The sequence below is a fragment of the Pseudomonas sp. AC172 genome (assembly GCF_979258595.1).
In genome coordinates this window covers 1,421,182-1,436,698 of record NZ_OZ409868.1, presented here as the reverse complement: position 1 = coordinate 1,436,698, position 15,517 = coordinate 1,421,182, and the positions used below count along the sequence as shown (strand labels likewise).

At 59.9% G+C, this 15,517-nt stretch carries 16 protein-coding genes and 1 pseudogene; 10 read left to right on the top strand and 7 right to left on the bottom strand.

Annotation, left to right across the window (positions count from 1 at the left end; all coding sequences use genetic code 11):
* Positions 1 to 2: 2 nt before the first annotated feature.
* Complete coding sequence (locus tag ACZ0A4_RS06640) at positions 3 to 1,709, bottom strand: ShlB/FhaC/HecB family hemolysin secretion/activation protein (protein ID WP_463573695.1); 1,707 nt, start codon at positions 1,707 to 1,709, stop codon at positions 3 to 5.
* A 167-nt stretch (positions 1,710 to 1,876) separates the two neighbouring features.
* A complete protein-coding gene (locus ACZ0A4_RS06635; RefSeq protein WP_463573694.1) occupies positions 1,877 to 2,326 on the bottom strand; it encodes a winged helix-turn-helix transcriptional regulator in 450 nt (149 codons plus the stop codon).
* Positions 2,327 to 2,502: 176 nt separating this feature from the next.
* Between ACZ0A4_RS06635 and ACZ0A4_RS06630 the strand changes: the two genes are divergently transcribed.
* The 6 genes from ACZ0A4_RS06630 to argE all read left to right on the top strand — a co-directional run bounded on the left by ACZ0A4_RS06630 (position 2,503) and on the right by argE (position 7,593).
* A complete protein-coding gene (locus ACZ0A4_RS06630; protein WP_093437554.1) occupies positions 2,503 to 3,321 on the top strand; it encodes an alpha/beta fold hydrolase in 819 nt (272 codons plus the stop codon).
* 62 nt (positions 3,322 to 3,383) lie between these two features.
* Complete coding sequence (locus tag ACZ0A4_RS06625; protein ID WP_463573693.1) at positions 3,384 to 3,650, top strand: FecR/PupR family sigma factor regulator; 267 nt, start codon at positions 3,384 to 3,386, stop codon at positions 3,648 to 3,650.
* A gap of 206 nt (positions 3,651 to 3,856) precedes the next feature.
* Positions 3,857 to 5,176, top strand: coding sequence for a flavin-containing monooxygenase (locus ACZ0A4_RS06620; protein WP_463573692.1), 1,320 nt, complete (start codon positions 3,857 to 3,859; stop codon positions 5,174 to 5,176).
* Between the two features lie 58 nt (positions 5,177 to 5,234).
* Positions 5,235 to 5,651, top strand: coding sequence for a RidA family protein (locus tag ACZ0A4_RS06615; RefSeq protein WP_007910844.1), 417 nt, complete (start codon positions 5,235 to 5,237; stop codon positions 5,649 to 5,651).
* A 119-nt stretch (positions 5,652 to 5,770) separates the two neighbouring features.
* Positions 5,771 to 6,448 (top strand): DUF1028 domain-containing protein, encoded by a 678-nt coding sequence (locus ACZ0A4_RS06610; RefSeq protein ID WP_463573691.1) that lies wholly within the window; start codon positions 5,771 to 5,773, stop codon positions 6,446 to 6,448.
* Entirely contained in the window at positions 6,445 to 7,593 is a 1,149-nt protein-coding gene (argE, locus tag ACZ0A4_RS06605) for an acetylornithine deacetylase (protein WP_463573690.1), read from the top strand. The genes ACZ0A4_RS06610 and argE overlap by 4 nt, the downstream gene beginning before the upstream one ends.
* Before the next feature lie 18 nt (positions 7,594 to 7,611).
* On the opposite strand, the gene ACZ0A4_RS06600 is transcribed toward argE, so the two are convergent.
* The gene (locus tag ACZ0A4_RS06600; protein WP_463573689.1) at positions 7,612 to 8,523 is read right to left on the bottom strand and encodes a LysR family transcriptional regulator; all 912 of its coding nucleotides are present in this window, start codon (positions 8,521 to 8,523) and stop codon (positions 7,612 to 7,614) included.
* Positions 8,524 to 8,758: 235 nt separating this feature from the next.
* Between ACZ0A4_RS06600 and ACZ0A4_RS06595 the strand changes: the two genes are divergently transcribed.
* Complete coding sequence (locus ACZ0A4_RS06595; protein WP_007910838.1) at positions 8,759 to 10,174, top strand: purine-cytosine permease family protein; 1,416 nt, start codon at positions 8,759 to 8,761, stop codon at positions 10,172 to 10,174.
* A 99-nt stretch (positions 10,175 to 10,273) separates the two neighbouring features.
* Positions 10,274 to 10,897 (top strand): glutathione S-transferase family protein, encoded by a 624-nt coding sequence (locus ACZ0A4_RS06590; protein WP_463573688.1) that lies wholly within the window; start codon positions 10,274 to 10,276, stop codon positions 10,895 to 10,897.
* Between the two features lie 6 nt (positions 10,898 to 10,903).
* Here the strand turns inward: ACZ0A4_RS06590 and ACZ0A4_RS06585 are convergent, their stop codons facing one another.
* A complete protein-coding gene (locus ACZ0A4_RS06585) occupies positions 10,904 to 11,401 on the bottom strand; it encodes a winged helix-turn-helix transcriptional regulator (RefSeq protein ID WP_463573687.1) in 498 nt (165 codons plus the stop codon).
* A gap of 98 nt (positions 11,402 to 11,499) precedes the next feature.
* Between ACZ0A4_RS06585 and ACZ0A4_RS06580 the strand changes: the two genes are divergently transcribed.
* Both ACZ0A4_RS06580 and ACZ0A4_RS06575 read left to right on the top strand, forming a co-directional pair.
* A complete protein-coding gene (locus ACZ0A4_RS06580) occupies positions 11,500 to 12,138 on the top strand; it encodes a cysteine hydrolase family protein (protein ID WP_463573686.1) in 639 nt (212 codons plus the stop codon).
* A complete protein-coding gene (locus ACZ0A4_RS06575; protein ID WP_463573684.1) occupies positions 12,135 to 13,703 on the top strand; it encodes an aldehyde dehydrogenase (NADP(+)) in 1,569 nt (522 codons plus the stop codon). Before ACZ0A4_RS06580 ends, ACZ0A4_RS06575 begins: the two co-directional genes overlap by 4 nt.
* 61 nt (positions 13,704 to 13,764) lie before the next feature.
* On the opposite strand, the gene ACZ0A4_RS06570 is transcribed toward ACZ0A4_RS06575, so the two are convergent.
* The 3 genes and pseudogenes from ACZ0A4_RS06570 to ptrR form a co-directional block, all read right to left on the bottom strand.
* A complete protein-coding gene (locus ACZ0A4_RS06570; RefSeq protein WP_463573683.1) occupies positions 13,765 to 14,193 on the bottom strand; it encodes a TOBE domain-containing protein in 429 nt (142 codons plus the stop codon).
* A gap of 144 nt (positions 14,194 to 14,337) precedes the next feature.
* Positions 14,338 to 14,424, bottom strand: a pseudogene (locus ACZ0A4_RS06565) (M24 family metallopeptidase); the annotation flags it as partial.
* A gap of 114 nt (positions 14,425 to 14,538) precedes the next feature.
* Positions 14,539 to 15,417: a putrescine utilization regulator PtrR gene (gene ptrR / locus ACZ0A4_RS06560; protein ID WP_463577498.1), complete on the bottom strand. Its 879-nt coding sequence runs from the start codon at positions 15,415 to 15,417 to the stop codon at positions 14,539 to 14,541.
* Between the last annotated feature and the right edge of the window lie 100 nt (positions 15,418 to 15,517).

Sequence of the window (15,517 nt, the reverse complement as noted above, 5' to 3'; positions counted from 1 at the left end):
TATTAGAGGAAGAAATCCAGACGGAAGTAGATCGGTGCTTCACGCTCGGTCAGCGCATCGGGGCGTTCCAGGGAATGGGCAAACGTCACGCTGGCGGCGACATGCTGACCACGGGCAAACAGGTCCAGCGAGTTGCTCGACATCCGCCCGTGCTGATCGCCGTTGTAGCGACCGTTCTGGATCACACCCTGGTCGTAACCGAGGCTGGTGCCGTATTCGGAGAACACCGGTTGCAGCCACTCGACCGTCACCGGACGCGACCAGCGCAAATCGTTGCGCCAGTAACCACCGCTGTCGCCGGACAGCGACTGATCCTTGTAGCCTCGAATCGACGACGAGCCACCGAGACTGGTGCGCTGCGGGCTGAACAGCACATCTTCACTGCGCTGACCGGTCATCAGGCTGCTGAAGCTGAACGACTCGCCCCAGAGTTTGAATGGCTGCAAATAACTGAGCGTTGCGGAGTATTTGCGGTAGCGGGCATTCGGTTCACCCGGACCCGGATCATGACTACCCTGCGCATCGAAGGCACCGATGCCCTCTTGCATGCCGGCGTCAAAGTTGACGAAGGCACTGCCGACACGGCGACCGTGGTTGAAGCCGAACTGCGCTTCGCTGATGCGGTTGCTGCTCAGTTTGAGTTTGCTGTCTTCGATGAAGTTGTTGGTGCGCAGATACGACAGACCCGCGCTGAGCGAGGTCTTGCTGACGGCGTCGCGGTGGATCACCCGCTCGGCGCGCAACTGATGGTTTTCGCTGTCGCCAGTCTGTTTGAAGTTGTAGAGGTTGGCGGCGATTTGCGAGCGGTATTCGCTCTGGCTGTAGGTGTAGCTGAAGGTCCACCAGCCCCACGGCAAGCTGTAATTGAGCATGGCGTTACGGGAGGTGTGCTGATGATCCGTCATGGCATCGTGACCGCCGCGCAGGCTCAACTGATCCGCCAGGCCGAGCGGGCTGTCCCAGTCAAACGTGGTGCCCCACTGCTGCTCACCGGTGCTGCGCTGGCCGTCGTTGTTGCGCGACAGCCCGACTCGCCATGGTTTCTGCGGCGTGTTGGTGACCAGCACTGCACTGCCACCGACATTCTGTCCGGGCGCCAGCTCCATTTTTGCCTGATTCGATGGCAGACGATTGAGCTGATCGACCATTTGCTCGATCTCGCGCAGGTTGACCAGTTCACCGGTTTTGCCGGGAAAAGCCATGGCCAGTTCGCGCGCCGAGAGCTGGCTGTTTTCCGCGCCTTTCATGCCTTCGAGCTTGCCTTCGACCACCAGCACTTGCAGGTGTCCGGTGGACAGATCCTGCTGCGGCAGGTAGGCGCGGCTGGTGACCAGGCCCTTCTCGATGTAGTGATCGGTGATGACCTTGAGCAGCTCGTTGAGCTGCGGCACGCCCAGGCATTCGCCGATATAGGGTTTGAGCAGGCGGGTTTTATCGCGCTCGGAAAGACTGTCGGCCCCCTTGAGTTCGATGTCTTTGATCGGGAAGCAGCGGGTATCGGTGGGGGCTGCCGGTTGCGCAGGCTTGGCGTCCTTGCCGGGCAGATCCTTGAGTTCCTCAAGGCGTCGCTGCTGCTCTTCGAGCAGGCGGTTCTGGCGGTCACGGATAAGGTCGGTGTCACCGGGGGTCGGTGCAGCAACGGCAATCTGAAGTGGAGACAGGCACAGCAAAGCTACGCACAACCTCGCCACGAGGGCGGGTGAGGACATGTTCGATCCCTCGAGACGAAAGTGACATCAAAATAGTGGCGCGATATTAGATGGCCATCATTTTGACGTCAAACAATCGTTTCGACCTTTTGTCGGGTTTGTAACGAGGAATGTACAAAAGGGATCGCAGTCCCGCCAGGCATACCCTGATTAATCAGCGCCGCCTTTCAGTGTTCAACACCCATACGCGTCGCAACGTCCTCCGGAGCCAGCGACCGACCATCGGCCGCCGTCAACGCCAACTTGCGGATCGGCTGACGATCCTTTGCATCAACCATCACTGACCCCGGTTCACCCGGCGCGTACATGAATTCACCGCCCCACTGCGACAGCGCGACGATCACGGTCTGCAAGGCTTTGCCACGCTCTGTCAGCACGTATTCCTTATAGGCCCCGCCGTCGGCGGCGGGCATCGCCTGCAGAATCCCCTGCTCCACCAGCCCCTTGAGGCGCGCGCTGAGCATGTTTTTCGCGATATCCAGACTCTTCTGGAAATCATTGAAACGCCGGATCCCGTCCAGCGCGTCACGAATGATCAGCAACGACCACCAGTCGCCGATCAGGTCCAGCGTCCGGGCGACCGGGCAGGCATTGCCCTGCAAACTTTTGCGTTTCACGTAAACGTACTCCCTCTCAGTGGCCGAACGTGTAGTTTCAGGTTGCATCATACAACTCTGCAGCAACCCACGACTGTTCCGGCGCAAAACCAGCACCTGCATACAAGTAGCCGGATCGCTTTGCGCTGATAGTGAATGCCGCCATTTCGGCAGCGAACCCTGAAGCAGGAGTTTCCATGAGCACCTTCACCACGCAAGACGGTACCGAGATTTACTACAAGGATTGGGGCAGCGGTAAACCCGTACTGTTCAGCCACGGCTGGCCGCTGGATGCCGACATGTGGGAATACCAGATGGAATACCTGAGCAGCCGTGGTTATCGCACCATCGCGTTCGATCGCCGTGGCTTCGGCCGGTCCGACCAGCCGTGGACCGGTTACGACTACGACACCTTCGCCGATGACATCGCGCAACTGATCAACCATCTGGACTTGCGCGACGTGACACTGGTGGGCTTCTCCATGGGTGGCGGCGACGTCAGCCGCTATATCGCCCGGCATGGCAGCGAGCGCGTTGCCGGTCTGGTGTTGTTGGGCGCGGTGACGCCACTGTTCGGCAAGAAAGCCGACTTCCCGCAAGGTGTCGACACCTCGGTGTTCGATGGCATCAAGGCGGGCCTGCTGCAGGATCGTGCGCAGTTCATTGCGGATTTCGCTGCGCCGTTCTATGGCACCAACCAAGGCCAGAAAGTCTCTGACGGTGTGCTCACGCAAACGCTGAATATCGCCTTGCTGGCCTCGCTCAAAGGCACGGTGGATTGCGTCACAGCGTTCTCGGAAACCGACTTCCGCCCGGACATGGCCAAGATCGATGTGCCGACGCTGGTGATCCATGGCGACGGCGATCAGATCGTGCCGTTCGAAACCACTGGCAAACAGGCTGCCGCACAAATCAAAGGCGCCGAGTTGAAGGTCTACGCAGGGGCGCCACATGGCTTTGCGGTGACGCATGCGCAGGCCTTGAATGAGGATTTGCTAGCGTTTCTCAAACGCTGAAAATTCGGCATTAAAAAAGTCCGTCGGCATCGCTTGACGGACTTTTTTGTTACCCTCGTTCAATGACCCCTTCCGACCTCAACGAAATGGACGAAGACATCTCTCTGCAAGCCGCCGATTGGTGCATGCGTCTGCACGATGATGACTGTCCGCCGGCTGTACGCCAGGATTTCCAGCGCTGGATACAACTCGACCCGCGCCATGCTTTCGAATACGAAAAAATGCTCGAAATCTGGGATCTCAGCGGCCAATTGCCGAATGAGCCCGAGACGGCGAAAAAACTCCTCACCGGTCATGGGGCGGCGCTTGAACGCAAGCGTGAAATTTAAGAGTCAGGTTCACCCCGACCTTCCCGCATCCAGAGCTGCAACCCGCGCTTTTAAAGGCTTTCGCCCCTCTGCATCAGAATTTTATCTTCACATCCCAGCTTAATAATATTTTACCGATATCCCCCCTCTCCCTAGTCTGACCTAAAGCCAAACGGACAAGCCAACAGCGGCCCGAATCCCACTGCCTTGCTAGGAAGGATGTAGAGATGACCCCTGAAATAATAAAAACAGACACGCTGATCGTGGGTGCCGGCCAAGCGGGCGTGGCAATGAGCGAGCACCTGAGCAAACTCGGTGTGCCGCACCTGGTGCTGGAGCGCAATCGCATTGCCGAACGCTGGCGCACCGGACGCTGGGACTCACTGGTTGCCAACGGCCCGGCGTGGCACGATCGTTTTCCCGGCCTGGAATTCGATGACGTCGATCCCGACGGGTTCGCCCCGAAAGAACGTGTAGCCGACTACTTCGAAGCCTACGCGAAGAAATTCAATGCGCCGATCCGCACCGGTGTGGAAGTGAAAAGCGTGGTGCGCAATGTCGGACGCCCGGGTTTCACTGTCGAGACCTCCGAAGGCGTGATCGAAGCCAGCCGCGTAGTCGCCGCGACCGGGCCGTTTCAGAAACCGGTGATCCCGGCGATTGCCCCGCAAGACGAACGTCTGCTGCAAATCCACTCCGCTGACTACCGCAATCCGCAGCAATTGCCGGCAGGCGCAGTGCTGGTGGTCGGTGCCGGTTCTTCCGGCGTACAGATCGCCGATGAACTGCAACGCTGCGGCAAGCAGGTTTATCTGTCGGTCGGCGCCCACGACCGCCCGCCTCGCGCTTATCGCAACCGTGATTTCTGCTGGTGGCTGGGTGTGCTCGGCGAGTGGGATCAGGCAGCGATGAAACCGGGGCGCGAGCACGTGACCATCGCAGTCAGCGGCGCCCATGGCGGTCGCACCATCGATTTCCGTGGTCTGGCCCATCGCGGCATGACCCTGGCTGGCGTCACCGAATCGTTCAATAACGGCGTGGTGACCTTCAAGCAGGATCTGCTCGGCAACCTCGCTCGCGGCGACGAAAACTACCTGGCGCTGCTGAATGCTGCCGATGCCTACATCGAGCGCAACGGCCTCGATCTGCCGGAAGAACCGGAAGCGCGCGAAACCTATCCGGATCCTGAGTGCGTGAAAAATCCATTGGCCGATCTGGATCTGGCCAAGGCTGGCGTGACCTCGATCATCTGGGCCACCGGGTTCGCCGTGGATTACTCGTGGCTGCAGGTCGCGACGTTCGATGACAAGGGCAAGCCTGTGCATCAGCGCGGCGTGTCGAGCGAGCCGGGGGTGTATTTCCTGGGCCTGCCATGGCAGTCGCGCCGGGGTTCGTCGTTTATCTGGGGTGTTTGGCACGACGCCAAACACGTCGCCGATCACATCGCCACCCAGCGCAAGTACCTCGACTACCGCGATGCCGAGCAGCGTGAAGCCGCGCTGCATTCGAGCAGCCACAACAAAACCGCCGATACCGTCGACGCTTGATTGCCTTTTTCGCTCCGGCGCCGATTGCGCCGGGGCACGCCATCTTCAGGAGTTTCACATGAGCCAGCCAACCCACACTCGCATCCGCATGTTCAACACCAAAGACACTTACCCCAATCAGACGCTGGACAACGATTTGTGCCAGGCCGTGCGGGCCGGCAATACCGTGTATGTGCGTGGCCAGGTCGGCACTGATTTCGACGGCAATCTGGTCGGCCTGGGTGATCCGCGTGCGCAGGCCGAACAAGCCATGCGCAACGTCAAGCAACTGCTGGAAGAAGCCGGCAGCGACATGAGCCATATCGTCAAAACCACCACTTACCTGATCGACCCGCGTTATCGCGAGGCGGTGTATGGCGAAGTCGGCAAGTGGCTCAAGGGCGTGTTCCCGATTTCTACCGGGTTGGTGGTGTCGGCGCTGGGGCAGCCGCAGTGGCTGATGGAGATTGATGTGATTGCGGTGATTCCTGAGTAAGGCATCACACCGAGTCGCGGCCTTCGCGAGCAAGCTCGCTCCCACAGGGGAATGTATTTCAATGTGGGAGCGGGCTTGCTCGCGAAGAGGCCAGTCCAGACACACAAGGAGTTCATTAGATGACCTTTTCAATCGCAGCCCGCTGCGCCGAAACCGGCCAGTTCGGTGTCGCCATCAGTTCCTCCAGTATCGCCGTCGGCGCCCGCTGCCCGTGGCTGCTGCCGGGTGTTGGCGCGGTGTCGAGCCAGAACATCACCCTGCCCTCACTCGGCCCGGAAGTCCTCGCGCTGATGGAGCAAGGTTTGGCGCCGGACGATGCGCTGGACAAAGTCCTGACCCGCAACGGCTACAGCCAGTACCGCCAGATCACCGCGATCAACCACCTCGGCCAGACCGCACATTTCAGCGGGGCGCAAACTCTCGGCGTGCACAACGCAGTCACCGGCGAACAATGCGTAGCGGCCGGCAACATGCTCGCCGGGCGCTCGGTGATCGAAGCCATGGTCAGTGCCTTTGAGGACGGTGAAGGTCAACTCGCTGATCGCCTGCTCAAGGCCCTGCACGCCGCGCAAGCCCTCGGCGGCGAAGCCGGCCCGGTGCATTCGGCCGCTGTCGTGGTGGTCGGCGAGCAGACCTGGCCGATCGTCAACCTGCGCGTCGACTGGGCTGATGAAGACCCGATCGGCCAGTTGCAAAAACTCTGGAACGCTTACGAACCGCAGCTTCAGGACTACATCGACCGCGCCCTCGATCCGGCGAAAGCGCCGGGCTATGGCGTGGCCGGGGACGAGCGATGAACAGCGTCGAGTTGCTCAAGGCACTGGTGGCGTTCGATACCACCAGCCGTGAATCCAACCTGCAATTGATCGAATTCGTCCGCGATTACCTCGCGGGTTTCGACGTGGCGTGCGCGCTGATCTACAACGATGAGTGCAGCAAAGCCAACCTGTTCGCCACGATCGGCCCGGTGGATCAACCGGGCATTGTGCTGTCCGGACACACCGATGTGGTGCCGGTGGATGGCCAGCCGTGGACGCTGCCACCGTTCGAACTGACCGAAAGAGACGGCAAGGTGTTTGGGCGCGGTACCGCAGACATGAAGGGTTATATCGCCTGCGTACTCGCCTTGGTGCCGTCACTGGCTAAAACGCCGCTGCGCATGCCGGTGCACATTGCCTTGTCTTATGACGAAGAGGTTGGCTGCCTCGGCGTACGTTCGTTGCTCAAGGTTCTGGAGCAGCGCCCGGTCAAACCGCTGCTGTGCATCATCGGCGAGCCGACCGAGCTGAAACCGGTGCTCGGCCACAAAGGCAAACTGGCGATGCGCTGCGATGTGCACGGCCATCCGTGCCATTCGGCCTACGCGCCACTCGGCGTCAATGCCATCGAATACGCCGCCGAACTGATCGGCGAACTGGGCCGCCTCGGCCAGCAGTTGAAAGCGCCGGAGCATCACGATGCGCGCTTCGATCCGCCCTACAGCACGGTGCAAACCGGCGTGATCAGCGGCGGCAAGGCCTTGAACATCGTGCCTGCCGATTGCCGTTTCGACTTCGAAATCCGCGCCCTGCCCTCGCAGGATCCAGCCCTCGTCGCCGAAGCGCTGAAAGCCTACGCCGAGCGCGAAGTGCTGCCGCGTATGCGAGCGGTCAGTGCGCAGAGTGATATTCGCTTCAGTGCCTTGTCGGCGTATCCGGGGCTGGCTACTGATGCACAAGGCCAAGCGGCGGAATTGATTTCAGCCTTCTGCGGCTCAAAGGATTTCGGCACTGTAGCGTTTGGTACAGAAGGTGGACTGTTCGATGCGGTGGGCATTCCCACGGTGGTCTGCGGTCCCGGCAGCATGGACCAGGGCCACAAGCCCGACGAGTTTGTCAGCCTCGAACAGTTGCAGGCGTGCGATGCCATGCTGCGGCGGATGCTGGCGTTTATCAGCCTCTGACCAGCGGCTCGACGGCGCTCACGGGTGCAGCCGGGCCAACTCTTCGCGACAATGATCGACAAACAACTGCGCCGGTTTGGTCAGTTGCACCCGGCGCAGCCAGGCCGCCGATAATCCCGAACCAGTGACATCTTCCACCAGAGGCACACAGACGACTTGCTGGCCGTCGTAGGTGTAGTCGCTGAACGGTTTGGTCACCAGAATCGAAAAGCCGAAACCGTTGCCAACCATACCGCGCACCATCTCGATCGACGGTGAGCTGAAGACGATGTTCGGTGTCAGGCCACGCTCTTCAAAGATGCTCACGAAATAGGTGCGGCTCGGCACCACGTCGAGCAGGATCATCGGCTCCAGCACCAGATCATCCAGCGAGACCTTGGCCTGCTGCGCGAAGCGATGGCTGGCCGGCAGCAACGCATATGGCTGCTGCGGCGGCATCAGCGGCGTGGTTTCGATGGTGCTGTCGAGGTCGTGTTCGAAAAGCATCGCCACGTCGATGCTACCGGCAGTGAGGGCCTGTACCAACTCTTGTTGTTCGCCATCACGAATGCGGATTTCCACCCCCGGCCAGCGAGCTTTGAAACCGGCGATCAGACGCGGCAGATAGAGCGGCGCGACGGTTTCGAAACAGCCGATATCGATCTGCCCCGCGACCACGTCATTGTCGGCCAGCGCGTTCTGCTCGAATTCGTGAGCCACGCGCAGCAACTCCAATGCCTTGCGATAGAAGCGCGAGCCACTGGGCGTCAGCGAAACACCCTGGGCGTGATGGCGGATGAACAACTGCACGCCGAAACTTTCTTCCAGATGCTTGATAGCCGTGGAGACCGACGGCTGCGCGATGTAGAGCTTGCGCGAGGCCTCGGCGACGCTGCCGCAGTCGGCGGTGGTGACGAAGTATTTGAGCTGGCGCAGGTTATAGGCGGCCATGTGAGTCTCCCAAAGAGCGCGGGTGTTCGCCCTGTTTCCCTGGCGCACGATCAAGCTTGAACATACCGGACGCCGGCGCCAGCCGAAGCATATTTTTTTTAAGGTCTGAAGCAACAAACTTACTAATTTATCTATCCCGACGCTTTGCACATGATCACTTCAACAAGAAATGCGCCGCCCGTGCCGGCGCTTGCCGAAGTACGTCCACGTACTCATCCTTGCCTTGGAGTTCGTCATGGCTACCCCTGCAGCATCCTCCGCTCCGCTGATTGAAAAACACACGATAGGATACGTGCCCCCCGAAGATCGCCACGGAAAGGTCAGGGATCTGTTTACGCTCTGGTTCGGCGGCAATATAGCGCCGCTGCCCATCGTCACCGGTGCGCTGGGCGTGCAGTTGTTTCACTTGAATCTGCTCTGGGGCATCGTCGCGATTCTCGTCGGCCATCTGGTCGGCGGCGTGCTGATGGCGCTGCACTCGGCGCAAGGCCCGCAGATGGGCATTCCGCAGATGATCCAGAGCCGCGCGCAGTTCGGCTCTCTCGGCGCATTGTTGGTGGTGTTGATTGCCGGCGTCATGTACATCGGCTTTTTCGCCTCCAACATCGTGCTGGCCGGCAAGTCTTTGCACGGCGTGGTCGACAGCGTTCCTGTGCCGGTCGGCATCGTCATTGGCGCAGTCGGTTCGGGGATCATCGGCATCATCGGCTACCGCTTCATTCACGTGCTCAACCGCATCGGCACCTGGGTGCTGGGGATCGGCATCGTCGTCGGCTTCGGCTACATCTTCACCCATATTCAGACTGATGACTTCCTTACCCGGGGCAGCTTTAACCTGTCCGGCTGGCTGGCCACTGTGTCTTTGGCGGCGTTGTGGCAGATCGCGTTTGCGCCTTACGTGTCCGACTATTCGCGTTACTTGCCGGCGGACGTGAAAGTCTCGTCGACATTCTGGACGACCTATCTGGGTTCAGCGCTGGGCTCGAGTCTGGCGTTCATCTTCGGTGCCGTCGCGGTGCTGGCGACGCCTGTGGGCATGGACACCATGGACGCGGTCAAACTCGCCACGGGTTCCATTGGCCCGCTGATGCTGGTGCTGTTCCTGCTCAGCGTGATCAGCCACAACGCCCTCAATTTGTACGGCGCGGTGTTGTCGTTGATCACCCTGGTACAGACTTTCGCCTACCGCTGGATTCCTACCGCCAAGAGCCGCGCGGTAATCTCGATCATTGTCTTGCTGGCCTGCTGCTTCGCCGCCGTCGGCGCCTCGAAAGACTTTATCGGCCACTTCGTCGACATGGTGCTGGTGTTGCTCGTAGTGCTGGTGCCGTGGACGGCGATCAACCTGATCGACTTCTACGCGATCCACAAAGGCCAGTACGACATCCAGTCGATCTTCCAGGTCGACGGCGGCATCTACGGCCGCTACAACCCGCAGGCCTTGCTGGCCTATGCGATCGGCATCGCCGTGCAGATCCCGTTCATGAACACGCCGCTGTACGTGGGCCCGGTGTCGGCGCACATCAACGGTGCGGACCTGTCGTGGCTGGTGGGACTGTTGGTGACCTCGCCGTTGTATTTCTGGCTGGCCAATCGCGACACGTCCTACCGTCGGCGGATGATGGGCGGGAAACTGGCGAGCAGTCTGTGAGATTGATGCGCTGAAAAAGAAGGCCCGCACTGTGCGGGCCTTCTCTATTGCGCTGTGGTATTTCTGTAGGTCTGACGACTGTTGGGTAAGGGACATCCAATGCTGCGAATACTGGGTAAAGCTTCATCGATCAACGTGCGCAAAGTGCTCTGGACTTGCGCTGAATTGCACATTCCTTTCGAGCGTGAAGACTGGGGGGCGGGCTTCAGATCGACCAACGATTCGGAGTTTCTCGCGCTTAATCCCTGCGCCATGGTGCCGGTGATTCGAGACGGTGATTTCACCTTGTGGGAATCCAATTCGATCATTCGTTATCTGGTGTCGCGCTATGACGGCTCGCACCTTTATCCGACCGAACCGCAAACCCGGGCGCGGGTGGATCAGTGGATCGACTGGCAGGCTTCGGAGCTGAATCGCTCGTGGTCGTACGCCTTCATGTCGCTGGTGCGCCAGTCGCCCGACTATCAGGACAATACCGCGCTGGCGAACGGCATTGAGCAGTGGTCGAAGACCATGGCCATCCTCGACCGACAATTGGAAAAGACCGGCGCCTACGTCAGCGGCGAACAGTTTTCCCTGGCGGACATCCCCATCGGGCTGTCGGTGAACCGCTGGTTCGAAACCCCACTGGCTCACCCGGATTTTGCCGCGGTGAAAGCCTATTACGATCGCTTGAGCCTGCGCCCCGGCTACGTGCTGCACCGTAAAAACGGCACGCCGTGATCAAGATTATTTGCCTTTGAACGCCTCACGCCGCGCCTGCCGTTCAGCAGCGTAGGCTTCTCGTGGCTGGCTGATCAGATCCTCCCGACGCAACGGTTCGCCGCAGTGCTCGCACAGCGGCCCGAGGCCGGCGCTGTGGTTGCAGTTTTTGTGGGTCATGTTCACCGCCAGTCCCTCCTCCGGTGCTTTGCACCAAGTCTCTCCCCATGCCCGCAGTGCAATGATCACCGGGTAGAACGCCTCGCCCTTCGCCGTGAGGTGATACTCGTAGCGTTTCGGTCGCTCGTTGTACAAGCGTCGTTCGACCAGCCCATCCGCTTCCAGACATTTCAGACGCGCGGCAACCATTTGCGGCGTACCGCCGGTCTGTGCCTGGATCTCGTCATAGCGATGATTGGCCATGAACAACTCGCGCAAAACCAACACGGTCCAGCGGTCGCCGACGATTGTCTCGGCCCGGGAGATAGGGCACAGCGTGTCAGGAAGACTATCGTTTACTGCCATCAGGGCTTGCCTCTTTTACAGTTACTATGATTATCATATCTACACGATGCCAGGACAAGCCCTGTGCACCGATAATCTCATTGCCGGAGCAAGCAGCCATGTCGAATACCCCCTATCCACTGGACAGAACCGCCTACCTGTTGGTCGATCCGTATAACGATTTTCTGTCGGACGGCGGCAAGATGTTCCCTCTGATCAAACCGATGGCCGAGCAGAACGGCCTGCTCGACAACCTGCGCAAACTTGACCGCACCGTGCGTGAGCTGAACATTCCGGTGGTCATCGTACCCCATCACCGCTGGGAAAAAGGCGACTACGAAAACTGGGATCACCCGACCCCGACGCAATGCAAAATCATGCACATGCACCACTTCGCTCGCGGCGAATGGGGCGGTGAATGGCACCCGGATTTCGCGCCGAAGGACGGTGATATCGTGGTTCAGGAACACTGGGGTTCCAGTGGTTTCGCCAACACCGACCTGGATTTTCGCCTGAAGCAGCAAGGCGTCACCCACCTGATCATCGTCGGCCTGCTGGCCAACACCTGTATCGAAGCCACCGCGCGCTATGCCTCGGAACTGGGCTACCACGTCACCCTGGTCCGCGATGCAACGGCGGCCTTCAAAGCAGAAATGATGCACGCCGCCCACGAACTCAACGGCCCGACATTCGCTCACGTGATTGCCAGCACTGACGATCTGATTGCCAACCTCAAATCCCAGGGTGAAGCACAATGAGCCTGACCGGCCACTTGCTGATCGGCGCGGCGGATGTCGCTGCCACCGAAGGCACGATGAAAGCGCTGAACCCGGCCAGCAACCAGTTGATCGAACCCGAGTTCGCCTTCGGTGGTGCGGCGCAGGTTGATCAGGCCGCCCACCTCGCCGATGCGGCATTCGACCGCTACAGCCACACCTCGCTCGCCGAACGCGCGGCGTTCCTCGAGAGCATTGCTGACAACCTCGACGCAGTACGCAGCGAACTGGCCGCCCGTGCTGCGCTGGAAACCGGACTGCCCGAAGTTCAGCTTGAGGGCGAAGCGTTGAGAGCCGCGACACAGTTCCGCCAATTCGCCGACGTGGTGCGCCGGGGCCGCTTTCTGCAACTGGCCATCGACCCGGCGCAACCCCGGCGTCAGCCGCGCCCACGGATGGATCATCGCCTGCAAAAAATCGCCATCGGCCCGGTGGCGATTTTCGGCGCGAGCAACTTCCCGATTTCCTACTCGGTGGCGGGTGGCGATACCGCGTCGGCATTGGCGGCCGGGGCGCCGGTGATTCTCAAGGCACACAACGCGCATCCCGGCGCTTCGGAAATCCAGGCGCGGGCCATTCGCAAAGCCGTGCAGGCGCATGGCTTGCCCGAAGGTGTTTTCTCGATGGTGCGTGGCGGCGGCAATGCCATCGGCGAAGCGCTGGTCGATCATCCGTTGATCAAAGCCGTGACCTTCACCGGCTCCGAACCGGGTGGCATGGCGCTCTATCGCCGCGCGCAATTGCGTCCCGAGCCGATCCCGGTGTTCACCGAAATGACCAGCGTCAACCCGACCTTCATCCTGCCCGAGGCATTGGCGATTCGCGGCGCCGAAATCGGTGACGGCTTTATCGAACGGATGCTGGTCAACGTTGGTCAGGCCTGTTTGTGTCCGTCGATTCTGATCGCCATTCGCGGCGCGGGTTTTGATGAGCTGCGCAATGCCATGCGCAAACGGGTCAGCGAGGCCCCGGCGCGAACGATGCTGACACCGGGTATTCAGGGTGCCTACGTCGAGGGTCTGATGGCGATGGAAGGAGCCGGCGCGCAGGTGATCGCCGTGGGTACGACGGCCGACGCCGCACTCGCCGGGCGTGCGGCCCTGCTGGAAGTCGAGGGACAGCACTTGCTCAACGACCCGACACTGGTCCACGAAATTTTCGGCCCGTCCGCGTTGTTGGTCTCGGTCAGCGATGAGGTGGAACTGCTGACGGTGGCTCGCTCATTCAAAGGACAGCTGAGCGCTGCCATTCATCTTGAGCACGCCGACCTCGGATTAGCGCAACGGTTGTTGCCGATTCTGGAGCGGCGTACCGGGCGCATCGTGGTCAATGCCTTCGCCCATCCACAGGAAGTGACCTTCGCCACCGTACACGGCGGGCCGTTTCCAGCGACCTCAGACAGCCGTTTCACCTCGGTCGGCATGAGCTCGATCGAACGCTTCTTGCGGCCCGTGGCGTATCAGGGTTTTCCGGATGAGTTACTGCCAGAAGTATTGCGCGAAGGTAATCCGCTGAACGTGCCACGCAGTATCGACGGGGCGTTTTGACAGGCAAAAAAATGCCGGGGTCTGGTGCCAGAGCCCGGCATTATATTTTTGCAAAATCAAATCAGGCTGGCACGCCCAGAATGATGCGCGAAGCCTTGATCACCGCAGTCGCGCTGACGCCCTTGGCCAGGCCCAGCTCGGCGACGGCATCACGGGTCACGATCGAGTAAACCTTCGAACCACCAGCCAGCTCGATCACCACTTCAGCATTGACCGCACCGTCGGTCACGCTCAGCACTTTACCTTCCAGGCAGTTACGCGCCGACAAGCGAATGTCGCTGGATTCGGTCATCAGCATCACCCATGGCGCCTTGACCAACGCAACGGCTTCTTTGCCGACGGCGATATCGAGGCTTTTGATGCTTTCCATGGTCACGACGGCAACCAATTGCTCACCGCCAGCCAATGTCAGTACCACTTCGGCGTTGACCGCGCCGGCCTGAACATTGCTGACTTTGCCTTTGAATACGTTGCGTGCGCTGACTTTCATGATGGACGTCCTGTTTTTTGACTTTGGAGTTAGGAAACGGCGTGCATCATCGAAGTTGGCGCTATATAAAAACAACTACAGCGCTGCGCTCTGTTGTCACGCTCCTACATAAAAGCACGCTCTGAAAAACCGGCACGAATCAAATCAGCAAACTTCATAAAACGCGCCGAATGGCCGCGAGGGATGGGCGATCTGGACTTCCAGAATCCACACGCCGGCATTCGGTGCCTGTCGCTTCTTTACCGCTCAGGGCTGTGGTCATTTCCTTGTTCCTCATGGCTGCGCTGTATAGTTTTTTATATTGCGAAACGCCGATAAAGATACAACCACGACACAAAGTGTCAATTACTCTTCTGCACGCACCACGCCGCGCTCTTCAAGCAAGCGCACAAACATGCTCAAACTGCGCGAAACCGTGCCCCGCCGCCACACCAGCCAAGTGGTCAGAAAGCGAAAGTCTGCTGCCAATGGCCATACACTGACGGTCGCGCTGCCGGGCATGCTCTGCAGCATTTTGCGCGGCATCAAGGCCAACCCGGCACCCGCACTGACACAGGCGAGCATGCCGTGATAGGACTCCATTTCGAAGATCTTGCCCGGTACGGCGGCGTCGGTACTGAACCATTTTTCGAAGTGATGACGATAGGAGCAGTTAGAGCGAAAGGCGTAGATATTCTCGCCATTCACATCCGCTGCACGTTTTACGGGGGCGTGATTGAGCGGCGCGATGATGACCATTTCTTCCTCGAATGCCGGCACGCCTTCCAGCGCTGGATGCAGCACCGGGCCGTCGACAAACGCTGCAGCCAGACGCCCGGACAGCACGCCGTCGATCATCGTGCCGGACGGCCCGGTGGACAGGTCGAGGTCGACTTTGGGGTGCAGTTGGTTGTACGCCGCGAGCAACTCGGGGATGCGCACTGCCGCCGTGCTTTCCAGCGAGCCTAACGGAAATGCGCCTTGCGGCTCCTCGCCCGCCACCGTCGCCCGAGCCTCCTGCACCAGATCGAGAATCCGTCGTGCGTACTCAAGAAAACTCCACCCGGCCGGGGACAAACGTAGACGGCTTTTCTCGCGGATAAACAGATCAACGCCCAGATCCTGCTCAAGCTGCTTGATCCGCGTGGTCAGGTTCGACGGCACGCGATGGATCTGCGCGGCGGCGGCGCTGATGCTGCCGTGTTCGGCAACGGCTTTGAAGATTTCCAGCTGCACCAGATCCACAGTCATTCTCCAATCGTGAAAGAAACGATCTTTATTATTCAGTTTCCAGAAAACAAACACCACCCTACTCTAGGCCCATCCGACGAACATGCAGGACAAA